21 protein-coding genes (2 of these 21 cut by a window edge) are annotated in these 21388 nt (G+C 63.6%); 8 read left to right on the top strand and 13 right to left on the bottom strand.

Features of this window, described 5'->3' with window-relative positions; genetic code table 11:
* Positions 1 to 58 precede the first annotated feature (58 nt).
* The 6 genes from AC5STI_RS18510 to AC5STI_RS18535 form a co-directional block, all read right to left on the bottom strand.
* Positions 59 to 1411, bottom strand: a complete 1353-nt coding sequence (locus AC5STI_RS18510; protein ID WP_495447697.1) for a glutamine synthetase family protein — start codon at positions 1409 to 1411, stop codon at positions 59 to 61.
* Positions 1412 to 1528: 117 nt separating this feature from the next.
* Positions 1529 to 2563, bottom strand: coding sequence for a TRAP transporter substrate-binding protein (locus AC5STI_RS18515; protein WP_039181977.1), 1035 nt, complete (start codon positions 2561 to 2563; stop codon positions 1529 to 1531).
* Between the two features lie 27 nt (positions 2564 to 2590).
* Positions 2591 to 3331, bottom strand: a complete 741-nt coding sequence (locus AC5STI_RS18520) for a DUF4336 domain-containing protein (RefSeq protein WP_495447698.1) — start codon at positions 3329 to 3331, stop codon at positions 2591 to 2593.
* Positions 3315 to 4817 carry a TRAP transporter large permease gene (locus AC5STI_RS18525; RefSeq protein WP_490398654.1) on the bottom strand — a complete coding sequence of 501 codons (1503 nt, stop codon included), beginning with the start codon at positions 4815 to 4817 and terminating at the stop codon, positions 3315 to 3317. The genes AC5STI_RS18520 and AC5STI_RS18525 overlap by 17 nt, the downstream gene beginning before the upstream one ends.
* On the bottom strand, positions 4817 to 5413 hold the full coding sequence (locus AC5STI_RS18530; RefSeq protein ID WP_475050378.1) for a TRAP transporter small permease subunit: 597 nt from the start codon (positions 5411 to 5413) through the stop codon (positions 4817 to 4819). Before AC5STI_RS18530 ends, AC5STI_RS18525 begins: the two co-directional genes overlap by 1 nt.
* A complete protein-coding gene (locus tag AC5STI_RS18535) occupies positions 5406 to 6191 on the bottom strand; it encodes an N-formylglutamate amidohydrolase (protein ID WP_495447699.1) in 786 nt (261 codons plus the stop codon). The genes AC5STI_RS18530 and AC5STI_RS18535 overlap by 8 nt, the downstream gene beginning before the upstream one ends.
* A gap of 153 nt (positions 6192 to 6344) precedes the next feature.
* On the opposite strand from AC5STI_RS18535, the gene AC5STI_RS18540 reads away from it, so the two are divergent.
* From AC5STI_RS18540 to AC5STI_RS18550, 3 genes are all read left to right on the top strand, one after another.
* Positions 6345 to 7217: a MurR/RpiR family transcriptional regulator gene (locus tag AC5STI_RS18540; protein WP_475050381.1), complete on the top strand. Its 873-nt coding sequence runs from the start codon at positions 6345 to 6347 to the stop codon at positions 7215 to 7217.
* Positions 7218 to 7335: 118 nt separating this feature from the next.
* Entirely contained in the window at positions 7336 to 7680 is a 345-nt protein-coding gene (locus tag AC5STI_RS18545) for a hypothetical protein (RefSeq protein WP_475050384.1), read from the top strand.
* A gap of 86 nt (positions 7681 to 7766) precedes the next feature.
* The gene (locus tag AC5STI_RS18550; protein WP_495447700.1) at positions 7767 to 8117 is read left to right on the top strand and encodes a RidA family protein; all 351 of its coding nucleotides are present in this window, start codon (positions 7767 to 7769) and stop codon (positions 8115 to 8117) included.
* 94 nt (positions 8118 to 8211) lie between these two features.
* Here the strand turns inward: AC5STI_RS18550 and AC5STI_RS18555 are convergent, their stop codons facing one another.
* The 7 genes from AC5STI_RS18555 to AC5STI_RS18585 all read right to left on the bottom strand — a co-directional run bounded on the left by AC5STI_RS18555 (position 8212) and on the right by AC5STI_RS18585 (position 17162).
* Entirely contained in the window at positions 8212 to 9486 is a 1275-nt protein-coding gene (locus tag AC5STI_RS18555) for an aspartate aminotransferase family protein (RefSeq protein WP_495447701.1), read from the bottom strand.
* 64 nt (positions 9487 to 9550) lie between these two features.
* Positions 9551 to 10654 (bottom strand): mandelate racemase/muconate lactonizing enzyme family protein, encoded by a 1104-nt coding sequence (locus AC5STI_RS18560; RefSeq protein ID WP_495447702.1) that lies wholly within the window; start codon positions 10652 to 10654, stop codon positions 9551 to 9553.
* Between the two features lie 13 nt (positions 10655 to 10667).
* Positions 10668 to 11786 (bottom strand): mandelate racemase/muconate lactonizing enzyme family protein, encoded by a 1119-nt coding sequence (locus AC5STI_RS18565; RefSeq protein WP_495447703.1) that lies wholly within the window; start codon positions 11784 to 11786, stop codon positions 10668 to 10670.
* Positions 11783 to 12895, bottom strand: coding sequence for a mandelate racemase/muconate lactonizing enzyme family protein (locus AC5STI_RS18570; protein WP_495447704.1), 1113 nt, complete (start codon positions 12893 to 12895; stop codon positions 11783 to 11785). The genes AC5STI_RS18565 and AC5STI_RS18570 overlap by 4 nt, the downstream gene beginning before the upstream one ends.
* A gap of 18 nt (positions 12896 to 12913) precedes the next feature.
* Positions 12914 to 13522, bottom strand: a complete 609-nt coding sequence (locus AC5STI_RS18575; protein WP_495447705.1) for a dimethylsulfonioproprionate lyase family protein — start codon at positions 13520 to 13522, stop codon at positions 12914 to 12916.
* Positions 13519 to 14601: an alcohol dehydrogenase family protein gene (locus AC5STI_RS18580; RefSeq protein ID WP_495447706.1), complete on the bottom strand. Its 1083-nt coding sequence runs from the start codon at positions 14599 to 14601 to the stop codon at positions 13519 to 13521. The genes AC5STI_RS18575 and AC5STI_RS18580 overlap by 4 nt, the downstream gene beginning before the upstream one ends.
* Positions 14602 to 14702: 101 nt before the next feature.
* A complete protein-coding gene (locus AC5STI_RS18585; RefSeq protein ID WP_495447707.1) occupies positions 14703 to 17162 on the bottom strand; it encodes an FAD-dependent oxidoreductase in 2460 nt (819 codons plus the stop codon).
* A gap of 71 nt (positions 17163 to 17233) precedes the next feature.
* On the opposite strand from AC5STI_RS18585, the gene AC5STI_RS18590 reads away from it, so the two are divergent.
* Positions 17234 to 18121 carry a MurR/RpiR family transcriptional regulator gene (locus AC5STI_RS18590; protein ID WP_495447708.1) on the top strand — a complete coding sequence of 296 codons (888 nt, stop codon included), beginning with the start codon at positions 17234 to 17236 and terminating at the stop codon, positions 18119 to 18121.
* Positions 18118 to 19221, top strand: a complete 1104-nt coding sequence (locus AC5STI_RS18595) for an aromatic ring-hydroxylating oxygenase subunit alpha (protein WP_475050406.1) — start codon at positions 18118 to 18120, stop codon at positions 19219 to 19221. Before AC5STI_RS18590 ends, AC5STI_RS18595 begins: the two co-directional genes overlap by 4 nt.
* A 6-nt stretch (positions 19222 to 19227) precedes the next feature.
* Positions 19228 to 20682, top strand: coding sequence for an aldehyde dehydrogenase family protein (locus AC5STI_RS18600; RefSeq protein ID WP_495447709.1), 1455 nt, complete (start codon positions 19228 to 19230; stop codon positions 20680 to 20682).
* Between the two features lie 4 nt (positions 20683 to 20686).
* Positions 20687 to 21388, top strand: partial view of a glutathione transferase, Atu5508 family gene (gene gst / locus AC5STI_RS18605; RefSeq protein WP_495447710.1) — the 5' portion only. 3 nt of this gene lie beyond the right edge of the window; the window shows 702 of its 705 coding nt (coding positions 1–702); its start codon is at positions 20687 to 20689; its stop codon lies beyond the right edge, outside the window.
* Position 21388, top strand: a 1-nt sliver of a protein-coding gene (locus AC5STI_RS18610) for a carboxymuconolactone decarboxylase family protein (protein ID WP_495447711.1). It continues 383 nt past the right edge of the window; just 1 of its 384 coding nucleotides falls inside the window; the start codon is cut by the window's right edge — 1 of its three bases falls inside, at position 21388; its stop codon lies beyond the right edge, outside the window. Before gst ends, AC5STI_RS18610 begins: the two co-directional genes overlap by 4 nt.

The raw sequence follows: 21388 nt of genomic DNA on the forward strand, positions 1-21388 counted from the left end.
CTTCATCTTTCCAAAAAATACTCCGGGGGTCCGGGGGCAGGCCCCCGGCGCTTCCGGATCACGCCCGCTCGAACCCGCGGGCGATCTCGTAATCGGTGACCACCCGGTCGAAATCCTCGATCTCCACTTCCGCGGCGCGCGCGTAGTGGTCCACCACGTCATCGCCCATCGCCTTGCGCAGCATCTCCGAACCTTTCAGCGCCGCTGCCGCATCGCGCAGCGTGCCCGGGATCATGCCAGAGTCGCCTTGGTACACATCACCCTTGGCGGGGGCTTGAAGCTCCAGGCCTTCCTCAATGCCGGCAATACCGGACGCCAGCATGCCCGCCATCGCCAGATAGGGGTTCATGTCGGAGCCCGGAATGCGGCACTCCACCCGGATCGCCTTGGTCCCGTCGCCGCACAGGCGGTAGCCCGCGGTACGGTTGTCCACCGACCAGATGATCCGCGTGGGCGCAAAGGTGCCCTTCATAAAGCGCTTGTAGCTGTTGATATAGGGCGCCATGAAAGCGGTGTAGTCGGGCGCGTATTTCAGCAGTCCGGCCATGTAGTTCTTCATCAGGGGCGACATGCCCAGCTCGTCGCTCTCGTCAAAGAACGCGGGCTTGCCGTCCTGCCACAGCGACTGATGCACATGGGAGGAGGAGCCGACCTTGTCGTGGCTCCACTTCGGCAGGAAGGTCACCGCGTGGCCCTGCTGCTCGGCGATTTCCTTCACCGCGTGCTTGGCGATGGTGTGGTACTCCGCCGTGTCCATCGCCGCGGCGTATTTGATGTTCAGCTCCTCCTGGCCGGTCTCCGCCTCGCCCTTGGAGTTCTCAATCGGCAGGCCCGCATCCCACAGGTGATTGCGGACCGGGCGCATCACGTGTTCCTCGCGGGTGGTCTGCAGGATGCTGTAATCCTCGTTGTACCCCGAAATCGGCGCCAGATCGCGGAAGCCCGATTTGCGGATCTCGTCAAAGCTCTGCTCGAACAGGAAGAACTCCAGCTCGGTGGCGCACATCGCCTCATAACCCATCGCCTTAAGGCGGTTCACCTGTTTCTTCAGGATCGCGCGGGGGGAGTGGGAGACCTCCTCGTGGGTATGATGATCCAGCACATCGCACAGCACCATCACAGTGCCCTCAAGCCACGGCACCGGGCGCAGCGTGGACAGATCCGGCTTCATCACATAGTCGCCATAACCGCTCTCCCAGCTGGTCGAGGCATAGCCGTCCGGCGTCGCCATCGCCAGGTCGGTGGCCAGCAGGTAGTTGCAGCAATGGGTTTCCTCCCAGGCGCCATTCACGAAATGCTTGGCATGGAAGCGCTTGCCCATCAGGCGGCCCTGCATGTCCACAAGGCAGACCAGAACGGTGTCAACGGTGCCATCGGCAACCTGGTCCTTAAGAGTGTCGAAGGAGAGCATGAGCGGCCCTTTGTCTGTTGCGCGCAAAACTTTTCCTCAAAAGTTTTGGCAAATTCCTTGAGTAAGGAATTTGGCCCGCTGCGGCGCAGGCCAAATCCTGTTGTTTCAACCGAAGCCTCAGCCGTAGCGGTAGGGGCGGCCGGCCTTCTGCATGTCAGCGTTATACTTCTTGAAGATCTCCACAACCTTCGCCTTGGTCTCGGACTCGGCTGCGATTTCATCCCAGAACTTCACCGCCGCGTCTTCGACCTGCTGCCATTCGTTGTCGGGAATGGTGGTCAGCTTCATCTTGTCGCCGTTCACACGCAGGGACGCTTCGCCGCCCCAGTACCACCACTGGCGGTAATAATGCGACTGGTCGCAGCAGACGCGGAACAGGGTCTGCAGGTCTTCCGGCAGTTCGTTCCAGCGGCCCTGGTTGGCAAAGAACGAGCCCGCCCAGGCGCCGGAGATGTTGTTGGTCAGGAAGTAGTCGGTCACATCGGCCCAGCCGACGGTGTAGTCTTCGGTGATGCCCGACCATGCGATGCCGTCCAGCTCGCCGGTCTGCACCGCGACCTCGATGTCTTCCCAGGGCAGGGTGACCGGCACCACGCCGAACTGCGCCAGGAAACGGCCCGCGGTGGGGAAGGTGAAGACGCGCTTGCCCTTCAGGTCAGCCAGCGAGTTGATCGGGTCCTTGGTGGCAAAGTGGCAGGGGTCCCAGGCACCGGCCGAGATGTGCTTGACGCCGACCTTGGAGTATTCCGCGTCCCAGATCTCGTTCAGGCCGTACTGGTTGAACAGCACCGGCACATCCAGCGAATAGCGCGAGGCAAACGGGAAGTAGCCGCCGAACACGGTGACTTCGGTGGGCGAGGCCATCGAGTCATCGTCGGACTGCACTGCGTCGATGGTGCCGCGCTGCATGGCGCGGAACAGCTCGCCGGTAGGCACCAGCTGGTCGGCATAGTAGAGCTCGATCTGCATCCGGTCGCCGGCGATCTTGTTGAACATGTCGATGGCGGGTTTCACCACGTGTTCGGCCAGCGCAGCACCTGCATAGGTCTGCATCCGCCACTTGATGGTGGACTGGGCCAGCGCCGGGGTGGCCAGCGGCGCCGCCATCGCGCCGACACCGGCGCTTTGCAAAAACTTACGTCTTGTTGTCATATCTTCCTCTCCTCTGTTGAACTTAAATCAATGCCTGTGCCCGCAGGGAGCCAGGTTCCTGAAGCCTTCGCGGAGCCGTTGCGGTGCATTCTCACGAAGGATGTCGCCATGCGCGAGCACGACGGTTTCGGGTTTCCATTCCAGCATCCGGGCAAGCGCTTTGCGCAGCTTGTCCCGATTGCCTGCGAAGGAAAACCAGATGTCGATGGGCATCTTGCCATTGGGGGCCAGGATGCCTGCCGCCCAGGCCAGGGGCCGCACCCAGAACGGCAACGTCTTGCTGGGCATGTTCTCGATCAGGTCGGTCAGCACCAGCACCTTGGAGCGTTTGTGGAAAAAGACCAACTCTGTGTGCACCTTGCTTCCATGCACAATCATCTGGTCCAGCTCCGCCGCCCAGTCCTGCGGCGCGCTGTCCTCCAGGTCGTGGTCGAACTGAACCTCCACGCCCTGGCTTTTGGCCCGCTCGCGCACGTTGGGCGAAGCCCAGGCGATGGCCTCAGGGTAAGCAGCGGCCCACTCTGCGATATAGGCGTAGTGAATCCAGTTGGGGGACACCAGATGGCGAATACGGCCGAGCGCCTCCAGTTCTGCCGCCAGTTGCTTGCTGTACCGGATCGGGGAGTGCAGGAACAGGTCGCCGTTCTCCAGGCGGATGACGGTCATCCGGGTTTGGAAGGGGATCTTGTAGAACTGGATTTCTGGTCCGTCCACGATCCAGATGTCCGGCCCCAGCGCCTGCAGCATGGTCTTATTTTCCATAGACATACTCCGGCAGCCACAGGGCGATTTGCGGGAACATCATGATCAGGGCCAGCGCCAGCACCATCACCGCGGCAAAGGGGATGATCGAGACATAGATGTCCTTCAGCCCGATCTCCGGCGGCGCCATCGCGCGCATCAGGAACAGGTTGTAGCCGAACGGCGGCGTCATGTAGGCGATCTGGGTGGTGATTGTGTACAGCACGCCATACCAGATCAGGTCAAAACCAAGCGCCCCCACCAGCGGCACATAGAGCGGCGCAACGATCACCAGCATCGCGGTGTCATCCAGGAAGGTGCCCATCACGATGAAGCTCAGCTGCATCAGGATCAGGATCATCCACGGGCTGAGGCCCAGCTTGGTGGTGAACAGATCCTCGATTGCCTTGACCGCGCCCAGGCCGTCAAAGATCGCGCCGAAGGCCAGCGCCGCCAGGATGATCCACATGAACATGCAGGAGATGCCAAGCGTCGAGCGCACCGAGGTTTCGAATACCTCCTTGTTCATCCGCCCCTTCAGCACCGCGGCGAGGAATGCGGTCATCGCACCGATGGCCGAGCTTTCCACCAGCGAGGTCCAGCCGTTCACGAATGGCACCATCATTGCAGCGAAGATCGCCAGCGGCAGCACGCCGGAGAACAGCAGGCGGTACTTCTCCTTCATGAACACGTCTTTGTAGAACAGCGCGTTCTTGCGGGTCAGGAAGGACAGCGCCCCCAGGGCCAGCGCCACGCCAAGCGCGAGCTTGGTCTCCATCGCGCCGGTCAGGATCAGAAGCGGCACCAGAACCAGCGCGCCTAGCACGATGTAGTTCAGACGCAGCGGGTGGTCGGTGATCTGCTCGTATTCCGCCAGATCCTCGTCGTGCATGGCAGGGCCAAGATGCGGCTGCATGCGGGCGCGGACGTAGATGTAGATGATGAACATGGTGGCCATCAGCAGACCGGGGATAACGCCGGCAAGCCAAAGCTGCCCGACCGGCTGGCGCGCGATCATCGCGTAAAGCACCAGCACAACGGAAGGCGGCACCAGAATGCCCAGCGAGGAGCCCGCCTGAATGGTGCCGGTCACCAGGATCTTGTCATAGCCGCGGCGCAAGAGTTCCGGCAGCGCAATTGTGGCGCCAATGGCCATGCCCGCGACTGACAGGCCGTTCATCGCCGAAATCAGAACCATCAGGCCGATGGTGCCGATGGCCAAGCCGCCCTTCACCGGACCCATCCACACGTGGAACATCCTGTAAAGGTCATCGGCAATCTTCGATTCCGACAGCACATAACCCATGAAGATGAACATCGGCAGGGTCAGCAGCGGATACCACTTCATCAGCTTCATTGCGGCAGAGAACGGGATCTCCACCCCGCCGGTGCCCCACAGCAGCATGCCGGCAACCGCGCCGACAAAGCCGATGGCGCCAAACACCCGCTGGCCGGTCATCAGCATCAGCATCATGCCGGCAAACATGACGATCGCAATCCATTCGTAGGACATCAGATTTCAACTCCGCGCAGGCGTCCGATATCCCGGAACAGTTCGGCAAGGCATTGCAGCAGCATCAGGAAGACGCCGAAGCAGAGGATGGTTTTGACGGGCCACAGGAACGGCCGCCAGGCGGTGGAGCTGCGCTCCAGATAGCCGATCTTCTCACCGGCGGCGGCGGGGCCTTCGGTCACCAGCGTTGTCAGGAGGTCCCAGAAGAACTCCAGCGGCTCCAGCCCGAAATAGCCCAGGGAATAGGCCGTGGAGCTGAGCGCCCCATACATCAGGATCACCAGATAGGTGATCAGGAACAGCACCGTGAAGGCATCGACCATTGCCTTGGTTTTCGTCGACCAGGCGCCGTAAAACAGGTCCATCCGGACGTTTGACCCCAGCTGGATCGAATAGGGGCCGCCCAGAACGTAATAGGCGACCATCACAAACTGCGCGGTCTCCAGCGTCCAGAGCGACGGGTTAAAGAAGGTCTTGGAGACCGACGACCACAGCAGCACCCCGATGAGGGCAAAGATCAGATACATGGCAAAGCGGCCGATGAAGCGGTTCATCGCGTCGATGCCGCGGACATAGGCCCGGATTATTCTAGGCATCAGGACCTCCCTCAGCCGTCAGCGCGGCCAGGGCCGGGCGCAGCAATGTCAGCATTTCTTCTGCCATGGCCTCTTCTTGTTCCGGCGTCGCCACCAGGTCGTTACGGATTTCGATCATCACATTGGCCAGCCCGTGCGCCAGACCGTGGAGCTTCAACGAATGGGTGACGCCGTCTGCCGGTCCATAGGGCTCATTGCGCTCCACCCGGCGGTGCGGCAGGGCAGAGGCCTGTTCCAGCATCGCGTCCGCCAGCCGGCTGTCGTCATCGTGCAGGATTCCGATTTCGACATCCCGCGGCTTGCCGAAATAAACGGGAGTGAAACTGTGCATCGTGACCAGAAAGGTCTTCAGCCCGGCCTTTTTCCGCGCCTTGATCACGTCCGTTACGGTTTGGCAAAACGGCACATAAACCGTGTCCACGCGTTCCTGGCGCTCCGCATCACTCAGCCCGAAATTGCCCGGCACCGCGACCAGCTCGGATTTCTCCGGCATGGCGCTGGCCGCCTCGGGCGGGCGGTTGCAATCGTAGACCAGCCGCGACACCCGGCTGGCCACCAGCGTTGCATCCAGCGCCTTGGCCATGTGCAAGGCCACCGCCCGCGCGCCTGGGTCCCAGGCGGCATGGCTCAGCCGGTCCTCATCGCGCAGCCCCAGCCCGTTATAGCGGGCGGGAATGTTGCTGGAGGCATGTTCGCACAGCAGCAGGACCGGGCTGGTGCCCTCACGGTTCACCACCTCGACTGTTTCTCCCAAAGCGTGAGAATCGCTCTCTCGCATCTGCTGTCTCCCTGCGATTTGGAAAAATGTTTCCATGAAGAGATATTTGTGTCAATATCTTTTCATGACCGGTTTCGGACAGGGATTCCTGAAACTTTCTTTTCAGGCCGGATCCGGGTAGGAAAGTGTCCGTTCAAACGCAGGGAAGCGCCGTTGTCCAAACCGCCCGCCACAGTTCGCGAGTTGATCCGCGAGAATTATTCCTCGCTTACCCAGTCCGAGCGCAAATTCGCGAACCTTCTGCTGGAGAACTATCCTGCGGCGGGTCTGGCATCGATCACCATCGTGGCCGGAAACGCCGAGGTCTCCACGCCGACGGTGGCCCGGATGGTGCAGAAATTGGGTTTCAAGGGGTATCCGCAGTTCCATCAGGCGCTGCTGAAAGAACTGGAGGCCAAGGTCTCCGGCCCCACCAAGCGGCGCGACAACTGGGCGACCGAGGCGCCCGAGGGCCATCTGCTGAACAGATTTGCACAGGCGGTCACTGACAACCTGCAGCAGACGTTTTCCAACATCGACTCGGCACAGTTCGACGCCGCCGTGCATCAGCTCGCCAATACCGAGGGGCGGCTTTACGTCGTCGGCGGCCGCATCACCCGGGCGCTGGCGGATTATGCCTTCACCCACTTCCAGGCGATCCGGCAGCGGGTCACCCATATGACCTCCTCCTCCGCCACATGGCCGCATTACGTGCTGGACATGGTCGAAGGCGACACGCTCCTGATGTTCGACGTGCGCCGCTATGAGACCAACCTGCAGCGGCTGGCGGAGCTTGCCTCGGAGCGGGGTGTGAAGATTGTCCTGATCACCGACCAATGGGCCAGCCCCATCGCCTCGGTTGCCGAACACACCTTCAACTGCTGGGTCGAAATCCCCTCCGCCTGGGACTCCAACATCTCCACCATGATGCTCTTGGAGGCGATGATCGCCGCCACCCAGGAGGAAAGCTGGGACAAGACCAAGGACCGGTACGACCGCCTGGATGAGCTGTTCGACATGACCCGGCTGTTCCGCAAATTCTCCTGATCCTGCCTGAACTGACCTGCCGCATGGACTTTGACGGCGGCTTGCGCCTTACTGGTCTGGGTGCGGCCCGCCGCAGGGCAGCGCGCCGGGCCGGTTCCTTTCAGGCAGGAGTACTCAAATGCGATTTTCCCGAATTCTGACCGCCGCCGCAGTTGCAGCACTTGTTGCAGCGCCCGCCGCGGCCAACCCGCTCAGCCGTATTCTGGCCAAGTCCGGGCTGACGCCGCAGGACACCAACCTCATGCGCAAAGCTGAGCAGGCACTGCTGGCTGAGGGCGGCAGCGGCCAGAGGGCCAAGTGGAGCAACCCGGACAGCGGCGCGAATGGAGAGGTCCGCGTGGCCGGCAAGGAGGGCGATTGCCTGCTGCTCCAGCATCAGGCCTACCTCAAGGACAGCCAGGATGCCAAACAGGTGCGCCGCAAGTTCTGCCCCTCCGGCGGGGACTGGCTGCTGTCGCAATGATCTGCTGCAATCGCGTCCTTGCCGCGGCACAGAGGCAGAGCTAAGCAAGGCGCAGGATTTTCTGACTTTTCAAGAGCGAGGCACCCATGTCCGAGATCACCCGCAAACACACCGGCCAGCGCATGAGCCAGATCGTCGCCCATGGCGATACCATCTATCTGGCCGGCCAGGTCGGCACCGCCGGTGCCAGTGTGGAGCAGCAGACCAAGGATTGCCTGGACAAGATCGAGGCGCTGCTGGCCGAGGCAGGCAGCGACAAAACCCGCATCCTGCAAACGGTGATCTGGCTCGCTGACATGAAGGACTTTGCCGAGATGAATGCGGTCTGGGACGCCTGGGTGCCCGAAGGCCAGGCCCCTGCGCGTGCCTGCGGCGAGGCCAAGCTGGCCCGCGAGGATCTGCTGGTCGAATTCATCGTCACCGCTGCCAAGGCCTGAGCCCTGCATAGGGAGCATTCGGGCGGGCCATTGGCCCGCCTTTTCCTTTCCAGCTCCACCGCAGCGCGGTTCAGGACTTCAGCGGCGCGTGCTTTCAGTCCAGCGCCATGGCGGCCTTGCGGATTGCCGCCTCGGTCTGCTGCAGGTCCTCTTCCGTCAGCGCCAGGCTCGGGTAGGTCTTGCCCGGCGATTTGAAGATGCCTTCCTCGCGCAGCACCGCGTTATAGCGCTTGGTGCGTTCCGCATCGCCCGCCTGGGTGTCGCGGTAGTCCCGCACCTTGGCACCGGTAAACACCACCTCGAACAGCGACGGCTCACCGACGATCTGGAACGGCACCCCGGCTTCTTCCAGCGCAGCACTGGTCGCCTGCATCAGCCGCTTGCCGGTACCGTTCAGCTGGTCATAAGCCCCGTCGCGGCGCAGCACCTCCATGGTCTTGAGACCCGCAGCGGCGGCCACCGGGTTGCCCGACAGTGTCCCCAGCTGCATCAGCCAGCCCTCGGCGCCGACCTGCGCCTTGTCGAAATGCCGCATGATATCGGCGCGCCCCGCGATGGCCGCCAAGGGGAAGCCGCCGCCGATCACCTTGCCCAGGGTCGCCAAGTCCGGGGTGACGCCATACAGCTTCTGTGCGCCGCCATAGGAGAAACGGAAGCCCGTCACCACCTCGTCAAAGATCAGCAGGCTGCCGTGTTTCTGTGTCTCTTCGCGCAACAGCTCCAGGAAGCCCGGCAGCGGCGGCACGATGCGCTGCAGCGGCTCGGCAATGATGGCGGCAATCTCGTGCCCATGCTCCGCCATCAGCTGCTTGATGTATTCAAAATCGTTGAACGGCGCGACCAGCACCTCAGCCGCCACCGACGGCGGAATGCCCGCACTGTCAGGCACCGCCTGCGGGAAGTTCACACGGACTGAGGGCGCTAGGCTCATCTGCGCCTCAGCCGACATGCCGTGATAGCCGCCCTCGAACTTCACGATCTTGGTGCGCCCGGTAAAGGCGCGGGCCAGGCGGATCGCATACATATCCGCTTCGCCGCCAGTGGAGACGTAGCGCAGCTGCTCGCCGCAAGGCACCGCACGGCAGATCTCCTCGGCCAGCTCGATCCCGCGGGCGTTGTTGGCGAAGAATGTCATTCCCTTGGGCAGCTGCTCCAGCACCGCCTCCATCACCTCCGGGTGGCCATGGCCCAGCATCATCGGGCCGGAACCGATGAGGTAGTCGATATATTCCTTGCCGTCTTCGTCCCACACGCGGGAGCCCTTGCCCTCGCGGATGACGATCCCGGGATCAAAGTTGCCGAAGCCGCCCGCGGGCAGCACCGCGCGGGCGCGGTCAATCCATTCAGCCTGAGTGAGGATCTTTTCCATGTCACTTGTCCTGTTGCGGGCGGGTTGCCCATTGTAGGGAGTATTTTGACCAGAAAGTCAAAAATCAGCCGATCACAGCTGCGGGAGCACCCAGGGCCTCCCGGTCAGGCCGCACGCCAAGCCCGGGGCCTTCGGGCGGCGCGATGCGGCCATTGTTTCTTTGGGGTCCTTCCGGTGCCAGCCGCGGGCTGACGTAGTGGGACAGATCGCAGACGTTCAGCACACGCAGAGGGTCGGTGGATGTGCCCAGGTGCAGCAGCGCCGCGGTGGTGATGTCAGAGCCCCAGGTGTCCTCAATGCACATCCTGGCGCCCAAGTGCAGGCACAGGTCGCGTGCGCGGCGCGACGCTGACAGGCCGCCGAATTTCGACAGCTTGATGGCCACGGCGTCCATCACACCTGCCGCATGGCCCGCCAGCAGCGATGCCGTGTCATGCGCGTTCTCATCCAGTTTCATCGGCAGCCCGCAGGCCGCCCGCACCCGCGCGCAGTCCTCGATGGTGGCGCAGGGCTGCTCCAGCATGATGTCCAGATCCGCCACAGCCCGGCCCACGCGCGCGGCATCCAGCGAGGTCGCGCCGCAGTTCCAGTCGCCATAGACCAGCGGGCCGTTTCCGACCGCTTCCCGCACCAGCCGCAGCCGCGCCGCGTCCGCCTGCCAGTCGCGGTCCGCACCCAGCTTGACCTGAAACTGGGTAATCCCCGTCTCCTGCGCCTCGCGGGCAATGCGCGCCATCTCTTCCGGCGCGACGCAGGTGATCGAATGATAAAGCGGCAAATCCGCCTGCCTCTGCCCGCCCAGCAGCGCATGCAGCGGCAGGTTCGCCGCCTGTGCGGTCAGATCCCACAGGGCGATATCGATGGCGGACTTGGCATAGCGGTGCCCTTGCAGCCAGTGGTCGAGCTTGGCCATCACCGCCTCCGGCCCTACCGGATCAGCCCCCAGCAGCACTGGTGCCAATTCCTCCACCGCCGGCAACACGCCACGGGCATAGGCGGGCAGGTAATGCGGGATCGGGCAGACCTCGCCCCAGCCGGTGAGCCCGGTATCGGCGTCCAGCGCCAGCACAACGCTTTCGACCGTGCCGCAGGTCTTGCCCTCGGCCATGTGATAGGCGGTGTGGCTGGTCAGCGGCACATGCCACAATGAAATCCCGGTGATCTTCATGACAACTCTCCTTTCATTGCCGCGATCTCTGCCAAACCGCGACTGGCTCCCCGAGCGCGCCGTCTTCAGGAGACACACCAAGGCCGGGCAGGGAAGGCGGCACCGCAATGCCCCGGTCATTCCGGGCACCCTGACCGGGAACCGGATCCGCACCCAGGTGATAGTGGCACAGCCAGCTCGCCAGCCGGTTTGCCTCAGGTGTTGAGGCCGCCAGATGGATCGCTGCGGTATCCGCCAGCGCCGAACCGCCCACATCCTCGATATGCATCTGCCAGCCCACGGAGACGCCAAAGTCGCGGATCTGCCGGGCCTTGGTCAGCCCGCCAACGCGGTTGGGCTTCACCTTCACCCCTTCGCAGGCGCCGCGTCTCCAGGCTTCCAGGTGGTCGCCAAAGGTATGCAGGCACTCGTCCAGCATGATCGGGTTGGACACGCGCGCTGCCACATGGGCGCATTGGTCCAGCGTCTCGCAGGGCTGCTCCACCCAATCGCGCGCCTTGACCGAGTTCAAGACCTCAACCGCCACTGCCGGTTGCCAGGCCCGGTTCACGTCAAAGGTCACCTTGTGCCCCTTGGGCAACCCGCCGGAGATCGCCTCGATCCGCTCGATGTCGAGGCCGGTGTCGGTGCCGCCGACCTTGGCCGAATGCACGGTGTAGCCTTTCTGCGCTGCACGGGAGATCAGCGCCAGCATCTCCTCCGGGCTGCCGGTGGAGATCGACGAGTTCAACAGCACCGGCGCGGCCTCAGCCCCGCCCATGAGCTGCCATAGGGGCAGGCCCGCGGCCTGGCCCAGGATGTCCCAGCAGGCCATGTCGATGGGCGCCTTGACATAAGGGTGCCCCGGCAGTTGCACATCCATCACCCGGTTCACATGATCCAGGCTGCGCGGGTCCAGCCCGATCAGGGCGGGCGCCAGCGTCTCGATACCGGCCCGGATCCCCGGCCCATGCGCGGGCAAGTATGTATGCCCCCAGGGACAGCCTTCACCCCAGCCGGAGAGGCCCTCATCCGTGTCGATGCGCACAAACGTGCTGTCGAGTTTCTCGAACTTCAGCCGCCCGCCCGACAGGTAGTAGGGCTCGGTAAGCGGCATATCGAGCTGGTAGACGGTGATGCGGGTGATTTTCATGCGGTGCCTCCAAACTCGGCGACAGGTGCACCAAGGCTTTCGAAATCAGGGGTGACGCCCAGCCCCGGCGTGTCCGGCGCGTAGAGCTTGCCGTTATCTGCCCAGGCGCCGCCGATGCCGGTGGAGCGGGTGTTGTAGTTCATCAGGTCGGTGGTGTTGTGCAGGTATTCCGCCGGAGTGGTGGCCGCGAAATGCGCCAGCGTCGCGCTGGCGATCTCGCCGCCCCAGGTGTCCTCGGCCACCACCGGCAGGCGGTTCCCGACCAGATAGTCCCGCACCCGGCGCGCCTTGGAGATGCCGCCGAGGTTGGAGATCTTGAGGCAGACAAGATCGGCGCCGTGATCGGCAACGATGCGCTGGGCGGCCAGCATGCCGGTCACGCATTCATCCAGTTTCATCGGCAGATCGGTGCGCATCCGCACCTGCTGGCATTCCTCGTAGGTCCTGCAGGGCTGTTCCAGAGTGTAGTCAAGGTTCCTGGTCGCCCGCGCCACCCGCAGCGCATTGTCGACCCGCCAGCCCTGATTGGCATCAGCCATTGCCTTCTCACCAGGCTTCAGCAGCGGCACGGTGGCGCGGATGCGGTCGATATCCGCCGCCCAGTCGCCGCCCACCTTGACCTGGAACTGGCGATAGCCTTGCGCCCGGTAACGGTTCATCTCGGCGATGGTTTCCTCGGTGCTTTTCTGCGGCGCCACCCGGTACATCGGCGCGCCATCGGTCAGCTTGCCGCCCCAGAGCCGCCATAGCGGAGCATCCAGCGACTGGCCCAGAATATCCCAGCAGGCGGCATCAAACGGGCCCTTGGCATAGCCATGCCCCTGCACGAGGTGGTCCATGATCTGTTCGATCCGGGCGACGTCGCGGGGGTCCTCGCCGATCAGCACAGGCGCCACCAGACGCGCCAGCGCCGGCACACCTTCGGAATGCGCCACTATGTAGTTCTCGCCGCAGGGAGTGAACTCGCCGCAGCCTTGCAGGCCGGCATCGGTGTCGATCACCACAACCGAGGCTGTAGCAGTTTCAATGGTGTTGCCTGCTCCCCAGACATAGGCTCCGCCGACATACGGCAGACCGGTCTGGAACACACGGATACGGGTGATCTTCATGAGTGGCGCTCCTGGTCTTCAGCCCGGGGACATCGCCGGATCATCGGCAAGCCCCGCGCCGCGCCAGAAGACAAAGCAGAGGATCGGATGCTCGTTGGTGATCATGGCATGGGGCTGGTTTGGCCCGTGCATCTTGGTATCGCCCGGCACCAGGCGGCGCACTTCTTCGCCCTTGGCCATGAAATCGGCGCTGCCGGAGAGGATGGTGTAAAGCTCCTCCGGACCGTGCTGGTGCCAGGGGTAGTCCAGTCCCGGCCCCCAGTAGCCGATGGTCATCCGGCTCTGCAGCGAGTGGAAGTGGCCGGTCGGCCCCACCAGCTCAAACCAGCCGAAGCGCTGCAGGAAGTCATGGCCGACCTCCTCCTCAGTATAGGTAAGGCGCCACGCCGCATGCGGCGCCAGCGCAATGATCGCCTGCTGCAGGGCGCGGACCTCGGCTTCGGCCGGGATGCCCTCGGCAGCAAAACCCGGATCGGATTGCGCCAGTGCTGCACCGGGCACTTGATGCCCCTCGCGTCCGGCCCAGGTGATGTCATCCGGCAAGGGCTGGAAGTCCGCCACTGCGGGCAGGGCGGTATGGAATGCCTTGGCGGCCTCCAGCGCCTGATCGAACAGGTGTTTGCTCATGGGATCACCGCAATGTTTCCAGTGTGCTTCTTGGCGATGAAGGCAGCCTGCGCCTCCTTCAGCTGCTCCAGCGGGTAAGCCGCCGCCAGCGCCGGTCTGATCTCGCCCTTCTCGATGTAGGAGACCACATCCGTGAAGTTATGATGCGGTGTCACTGTTGAGCCGGTAAAGGTCAGGTCGCGCAGATAGAAGGTGCGCAGGTCCATCTCCACCATCGGTCCGGCAATCGCGCCCGAGCAGGTGTAGCGACCGCCGCGCTCCAGCACGTCGATCAGCTTGGGCCATTGCGCGCCGCCGACCACATCGGCGACCACAGTGACTTTCTCATCGCCAAGGGCGGCCCGCAGGTTCTCCGGCGCGCGCGGCAGGATCAGGTCGGGGCCAAGCTCCGCCACTTCGGCGTGTTTGGCCTTGGAGGCCATCGCAATGACCCGTGCGCCGCGCCGTTTTGCCAGCTGGATCAGCGCGCCGCCAACCCCGCCGGAGGCGCCGGGGATCAGCACCGTGTCACCAGCGCCTGCGCCCGCGCGGCTCAGCATCCCCTCGGCAGTGACATAAGAGCAGGAGAAGGTCGCCAGCTCCGCATCGCTGAGAGGGCTTTCGACAACTGCCACACCGCGCACGTCTGCCTTGGTGTATTCGGCAAAGCCGCCATCGCACTCGGAGCCGAAATAGCCGGCCTTGTCCATATTCTCCGGGTCGTCCCAGTCGCGGACCCAGCCGCCGGCCATGACGCGCTTGCCGATCAGGGCGGGGTCAGCGCCATCCCCCACGGCTACTACTTCGCCAACCGCATCCGCACCCTGGATGCGCGGGAGGTTGAGGGGGCGACCGCCCCAGGTCGGGTCTTCCTCCCCGACCTCATCAAAGGCGCCGCCGGTTGTGGCGTCCTCGACTGTCTTGGAATACCAGCCGGAGCGGGTGTTCACATCTGTGTTGTTCAGCCCGCAGGCGCCGACCTTGATCAGAACCTCCATCGGGCCGGGCCGCGGCACCGGCCAATCCTGATGCCACTCGTATTTGTCCAGATCGCCGTGGCCGGTCAGCACCATCGCCTTCATGGTCTCGGGCAGGGTCATTGTTCGCGTTTCCCTTTTCGCTATGGGGGGAGGGGGCGCTGCCCCCGCCTTCGGCTCCCCCGGAGTTTTTCTGGAAAGATGAAAGGGGAGCCGGATTTTGTTTATTCCGCCGGGGCGAGTGCGGCGTCGGTGCGGGGCAGCAGGCTTTCGGGGTCATAGGCGGGGGCGCCCAGGATCCGGCCTTGGCGCGGCTTGCCTGCGATCACCACCTCGATCTCCGTGCCCGGCACATTGGCGTGCGGCTTGACATAGGCAAAGGCCAGGATCTTGCCGGCGGTATGGCCATAAGCGACCGAGGCGGTGGAGCCCACAACCTTGCCCTCCAGCATGACAGCCTCGCCGCCGTGGCCGTCCTCAATGCCGTCCGGTTCGATCTCCAGATAAGCGCAGACCCAAGGTTTATCCGCGTCGTTCAGGGTCTTATCCTTTCCGAGGTAGTCCTTGTCCGTGCGGGCAAAGCGCAGCACGTCCGCTTCGGCCAGGGTCACCTCGTTGGTGAGTTCGCCTGCGCCCTTGAAGCCTTTTTCCATCCGCATCGCGTTCATGGCGAAGGAGCCGTAGTCGGCAATGCCATGCGCCTCGCCCGCCGTCCAAAGCGCGTCATAAACCGCCAGGGCGCTGCCGCGCGGGATGTGCAGTTCCCAGCCGAGTTCCCCGGCGTAGGACATCCGGAAGGCCCAGAGCTTGTGGTCCGCGACCTCGATCTGCTGCGCCGTCAGCCATTTGAAGCCGGCGTTTGTCAGATCCGCATCGGTGCAGGCGCCCAGGACCTCGCGGGCTTTCGGGCCGTTGAGAGCAAGGGCGGCCCAGCCGGTGGAGTGCGTTTTGATCTCCACCTCTTCGCCCGCGAGGTTCTGGTTCAGGTGATCCAGCAGCCGCTGTTCAAAGAAGGCGGCGCAGACCAGGTAGTAGCTGTCCTCTGCCAGTTTCACCACGGTGGTTTCCAGCTCGATCCGGCCACGGCGGTTCAGCATGTGGGTGAGGGCAATGCCGCCCGCTTTCTGCGGCAGGCGGTTGGCGGTCAGCCGGTCTAAGAGCGCTGCGGCGCCGGGGCCGGAGACCTCGACCTTGGTAAAGGCGGAGATGTCCATGATGCCCACGCCCTCGCGCACGGCCTTCACCTCAGTGCCGACTATGTCATGCACCACATTGCGCTTGAAGGAGTAGTGGTCGCGCTGCTCCACACCGTTCCTGGCAAACCAGCGGGGGCGCTCGTGGCCGTAAACCTCCTCATAAACAGCGCCCTTTTCCTTCAGCCGCTCATAAAGCGGCGAGGGTTTGATCGGGCGGCCTGCCAGCCGGTTGAAATGCGGGAAGGGGATCTCGTGGCGCAGTTTGTAGTCCTCATGCGCCTTGGTCACTTGCCAGTCCTTGGTGGCGTAGGACCCGAAGCGGCGCGGGTCGTACTCGCGCATCGAGATGTCGGCGGCGCCATGCACCATCCAGCGCGCCAGCTCGCGCGTGAGGCCCGGGCCCCAGCCGATGCCGATCTGGGTGCCGCAGCAGCACCAGTAGTTCTTGACGCCCGGCGCCGGGCCGATCAGCGGGTTGCCGTCCGGCGGATGCGAGATTGCGCCATGCACTTCGCGCTGAATGCCGAGGTCAGCAAAGATCGGCATCCGGTTCAGGCTTTCCTCCAGCCACGGCATCACACGGTCATAGTCGGCGTCGAACAGCCAGTTCTCGTATTCCCAGGGGCAGTGGTCGTGCCAGACCGAGTTGCTGCCTTCCTTCTCGTAGATCCCGATCAGGCCGCGCTTCTGCTCCATGCGTATGTAGCCGGAGACCTGTCTGTCGTCGCGGATGACCGGCAGTTCCTTGTCCAGGGCTTCGAACTCAGGCACCGGCTCAGTCACGAAGTAGTGGTGGGTCATCGAGGTCATCGGCAGCTGCAAACCAGACCATTCACCCATCTGACGGGCATAGGTGCCGCCGGCGTTCACGACATGCTCGCAGCGGATGGTGCCCTTTTCCGACTCGACGATCCATCCGCCGTTTTCGGCCTGGGTGATGTTTGTGGCGCGGCAGTGGCGGATGATGCGCGCGCCCAGCTGACGGGCGCCTGCGGCCATCGCCATGGTGACGTTGGTCGGGTCGACGTGGCCGTCATCGGGTGTGTAGAGCGCACCCAGAACCCCTTCGAGGTTATAGAAGGGATGCAGCTCGGCAACCTTCTCCGGGCCGACCAGTTCGATGTTGAACCCCAAGGAGCGCCCGACGGACAGAGTGTGGCGCAGCCAGTCCATCTCATCCTCGGTATAGGCCAGGCGGAAGGAGCCGCAGCCGTGCCAAGTGACGGCCTGGCCGGTCTCTTCCTCCAGCTTTCCGGAATAGAGGCCGATGTTGTAGTCAACGCATTTGCCGAGGCCAAAGGAGCTGGTGGAATGGGTGATCTGTCCCGCCGCGTGCCAGGTCGAGCCTGAGGTCAGTTCGGCCTTCTCCAGCAGAACCACCCCCTCGCCCCAGCCCTCATGCGCCAGGTGATAGGCCAGGCCTACCCCCATCACGCCGCCGCCCACGATGACCACACGGGCCTGTGCCGGGAATTCCTTCTGAGCCATTTCGCCGTTCCTGATTGCAGAGTCGCTTTTCTGCTCGACAGGCTAATTCCACATTTGTACCATCGTCAATCATGAATGACACAAATGTATCAACAACAGTTTTGGAGCGCCTCACCGACGAGTGGGATGCGCTGACCCCCGAGGCCCAGAAGGCGGCCCGCTATGTGCTGGAAAACCCTGCGGATGTCGGGGTCTCTACCGTGCGCGAGATTGCCGAGGCGGCGAATGTGAAGCCCAACACCTTTGTCCGCATGGCGCGGCAGGTGGGCTTTGAAGGGTATGAGGATTTCCGCGCCCCGTTCCGCGAAGCGATTCGCCGGGGCGGGGTGTCCTTCCCCGACCGGGCGCGCTGGCTGCAGGATATCGGCAAGTCCGGCGAGCTGGGCGGGCTCTATGCCGATATGGTGGGGGCAGCGATCCGTAACATAGAAGAAACCTTTGCGGGCATTGATGCCGCCGGGCTTGAGGCCGCGGCGCAAGCGATCTGGCAGTCCCGGCAGGTCTTTACCCTTGGGGTCGGCGTCAACAATGCCAACGCCCGCAACTTCACTTATCTCGCCTCCACCGGCATGAAGCAGTTCCACGCCATCCCGCGGCCAGGGTCCACCGCCGTGGATGACCTTGCCTGGGCCGACAGCCAGGATGTGCTGATTGCCATGACCTGCAAGCCCTACCGCACCGAAGTGATCGATGCGATCCGCATTGCGCGCGAACAGGGCGTCACCATCGTCGGTATCTCCGACAGCCCTGCCAGCCCCGTGGTCCTGAATGCGGACCACGGGTTTGTCGTCGCGGCGGACACGCCGCAATTCTTCCCGTCATCCGTCTCGACCATCGCCCTGCTGGAAACACTGCTCTCCTTTGTGATCGCGGTCTCCAGCGAGGAAATCGTCGAGCGGGTGGAGAAATTTCACAAGCGCAGGCACCAGCTGGGCCTTTATACGGAGGAACCTGAATGAACGCCCCTCTGACCCATTCCCTGGAGGCGCGGTATTATACCGACCCGGCCATCTTCGAAGCTGAGCGCAAGGGCCTGCTGGCCCGCACCTGGCAGTTTGCCGGCCACGCCAGCCAGCTGGAAAACCCCGGCGACTATTTCGCTTTCGAGATGGCGGGGGAAAGCCTGTTCAGCATCAAGGGGCGCGATGGAGAGATCCGCACCTTCTATAATGTCTGCCAGCACCGCGCCCACCAGCTGGTCTCGGGCGAGGGCACCACGCGGGTTGTGGTCTGCCCCTACCACGCCTGGACCTACGAGCTGACCGGCCAGCTGCGCGCCGGGCCGAACCTGAAATCGGTGCAGGGGTTCGACAAGTCCAAGGTCTGCCTGACCGAAGTCCGCACCGAGGTGTTCCTGGGCTTCATCTTCGTGAACCTCGACCCCGAGGCCAAACCGATGGACGACTGGTTTCCGGGCGTGCGGGGCGAGCTGGAAAGCTTTGTCCCCAACTGGGGTGACCTGAAGCCGCTGGAATGGGTGGAGATCCCGGAAGACTGCAACTGGAAGGTCTCGGTCGAGAACTACTCTGAATGCTACCATTGCAGCCTCAACCACCCGACCTTCTCCACCGGGGTGATCAAGCCGGAAACCTACGACATCCAGCCCCAGGGTTTCTGCCTGCGCCACACCACCGAGTGCAATTCGCTGGATCAGATGACCTATGACATCAACTCCGGCTTCGAGAACAACGAGAAATACTCCAGCTGGTTCCTGTGGCCGATGTTCTCTTTCCAGGTCTATCCCGGCAACCTCTTGAACACTTACCACTGGCGGGCAGTGGATGCCGATCACGTGGTGGTCTGGCGCGGATGGTACTCGATCCGCGGCGAGGACAATGAAACCGTGCGCCGGATGGCGGTGCAAGACCGGGCCACCACTGTGGAGGAAGATATCCATTTGGTGGAATCGGTGCAGCGCGGCCTGAAAAGCCGCGGCTATGTCCCCGGGCCCCTTGTGGTCGACCCCTCTTGCGGAGTGAACTCGGAACATTCCATCCTGCATCTTCAGAAGTGGATGCGCGAAGCGGCAGACCGCGACCTACAGGAAGCAGGGAACTAACGGACTATGACACAGCTTGATGCCGAATGGCTGAACTATATCGACGGCGCCTGGGTGCCCGGCGGGGCAGGGTGGATCGATGTCACCAACCCGGCCAATGGCGAGCTTCTGGCCCGCCACGCGCTGGCTGATGCCGCCGACGTGGACCGCGCTGTGCAGGCCGCCCGCCGTGTGCACCTGTCCGGCGAGCTTTCAGCCCTGCGCCCGATTGCCCGCGGCCGCATGGTGCAGGCGATGGGCCGCTACCTGCTCGAGCACATTGACGAGATCGCCCGTGTCCTGACCCTGGAGCAGGGCAAGCCGCTCTGGGAATCCCGGATCGAGATCGAGGGTGCCGCGCTCTATTTCGAATACTACGGCAACCAGGCCAGCACGGTGGAGGGCCGCTCGATCCCGCTGGGCGGCGGCTATTTCGACTGGACCGAGAACGAGCCGATGGGCGTCTCCGCCCAGATCATCCCCTGGAACTACCCGGTGGAGATGACTGCGCGTTCGCTGTCCGCAGCACTCGCCACCGGCAACGCCTGCGTGATCAAGACGCCAGAGCTTACGCCGCTCACCAACGCCTGGCTTGCCCGCGCGGCAGAGGCTGCCGGGTTCCCGGCCGGTGCGGTCAACGTGCTCTGCGGCTACGGTCATGAGGCCGGCGCGGCGCTGGCTGGCCATCCGCAGGTGAACCAAATCGTCTTTACCGGCTCCGTCCCCACCGGCATCCGCATCGCCACCGCGGCGGCGCAGAACGTGGTGCCTTGCGTGCTCGAACTCGGCGGCAAATCCGCCGCCATTGTGCATGAGGACGCCGACCTCGATGCGTTTGAGAACGACATCCGATGGGGCATCTACTTCAATGCGGGTCAGGTCTGCAGCGCCATGAGCCGGGTGATTGTGCACGAAAGCCGCCATGACGAGCTGGTCGAGCGCGCGGTGAACGTTGCCCAAAGCCTGAGTGTCGGCCCCGGTATCGACCGGCCTGAGTTCGGCGCCAACATGGGGGCCATGGTCTCCATGCCCCAGCGCGACCGTGCCCTGGGCATTGTCCAGCAAGCCCAGTCCAACGGCGCCACAATCGCCACCGGCGGCGCGCCCGTCGGCAACGCGGGCGCCTTCCTGGCTCCGACCGTGGTCTCCGGCATCACCCCGTCGGACAGCATCGCCAGCGAGGAAATCTTCGGCCCTGTCCTCTCGGTCCTCAAGTTTCAGTCTGACGCCGAGGCAATCACGATCGCCAACAGCACCGAATACGGTCTGGTCGGCGGCGTCTTCACCCGCGACCTGGACCGCGCCACCCGCTGCGCCCGCCAGATCCGCGCAGGCCAGGTTTTCGTGAACGAATGGTACGCAGGCGGCGTCGAAACGCCCTTTGGCGGCTACGGCAAATCCGGCTATGGCCGCGAAAAGGGCCGCGAGGCGCTGTGGAACTATGTTCAGACCAAGAACATCGCCATGAAGCTGAAAGGCTGAGGCTATGGCGGCGCGCTACCAGCTCTACTACTGGCCGATCCCCTTCAGGGGCCACTTCATCCGCTACGTGCTGGCCTATTCCGGCCAGAAATGGGAAGAGCCCGGCTTTGACGCGGTGGCGGAGCTGAAAAGCCGGGATGTGGCGAACCAGCCGCACCCCTTCATGGCGCCGCCACTTCTGATCGACACCCGGACTGGCACCCATCTCAGCCAAATGCCCGCGATCCTGATGTCTCTGGGCCGCGAACACGGCCTGCTGACAGAGCCTGACCAGACCCTGCGCCTGATCTGTGATGCCTCGGATATCCTGTTCGAGATCACCCGCTATCACGGCGCCCTGATGTGGGAAGCGGAAAGCTGGGCAGAGTTCCACAGCACCCGCCTGCCGCGCTGGATGCAGATCCACGAACGCATCGTTGTGGAGTCTGGTGTCACCGCTGAACAGGGCTTCTTGTGGGGCAAAGACCGCCCCGGCCTTGCGGATCTGGTGCTTGGCGCGCTTTGGCACACTATGATTGACCGTCTGCCGCCGCTGCGCCCAGTGCTGCGGGTAAACGCGCCAGTATTGGAAGGGCTGGCAGACCGCATCGCCGCCGAGCCCGCTGTCGCCGCCCTCATCAAAAACTGGGCCGCCCGCGGACCGAAATACTGCGCAGGCCAGATCGAGGCCTCGCTGCTGACCATGCTGAATATGGAGACCAATACA

Source organism: Leisingera sp. CC-HEC096, from assembly GCF_059429235.1.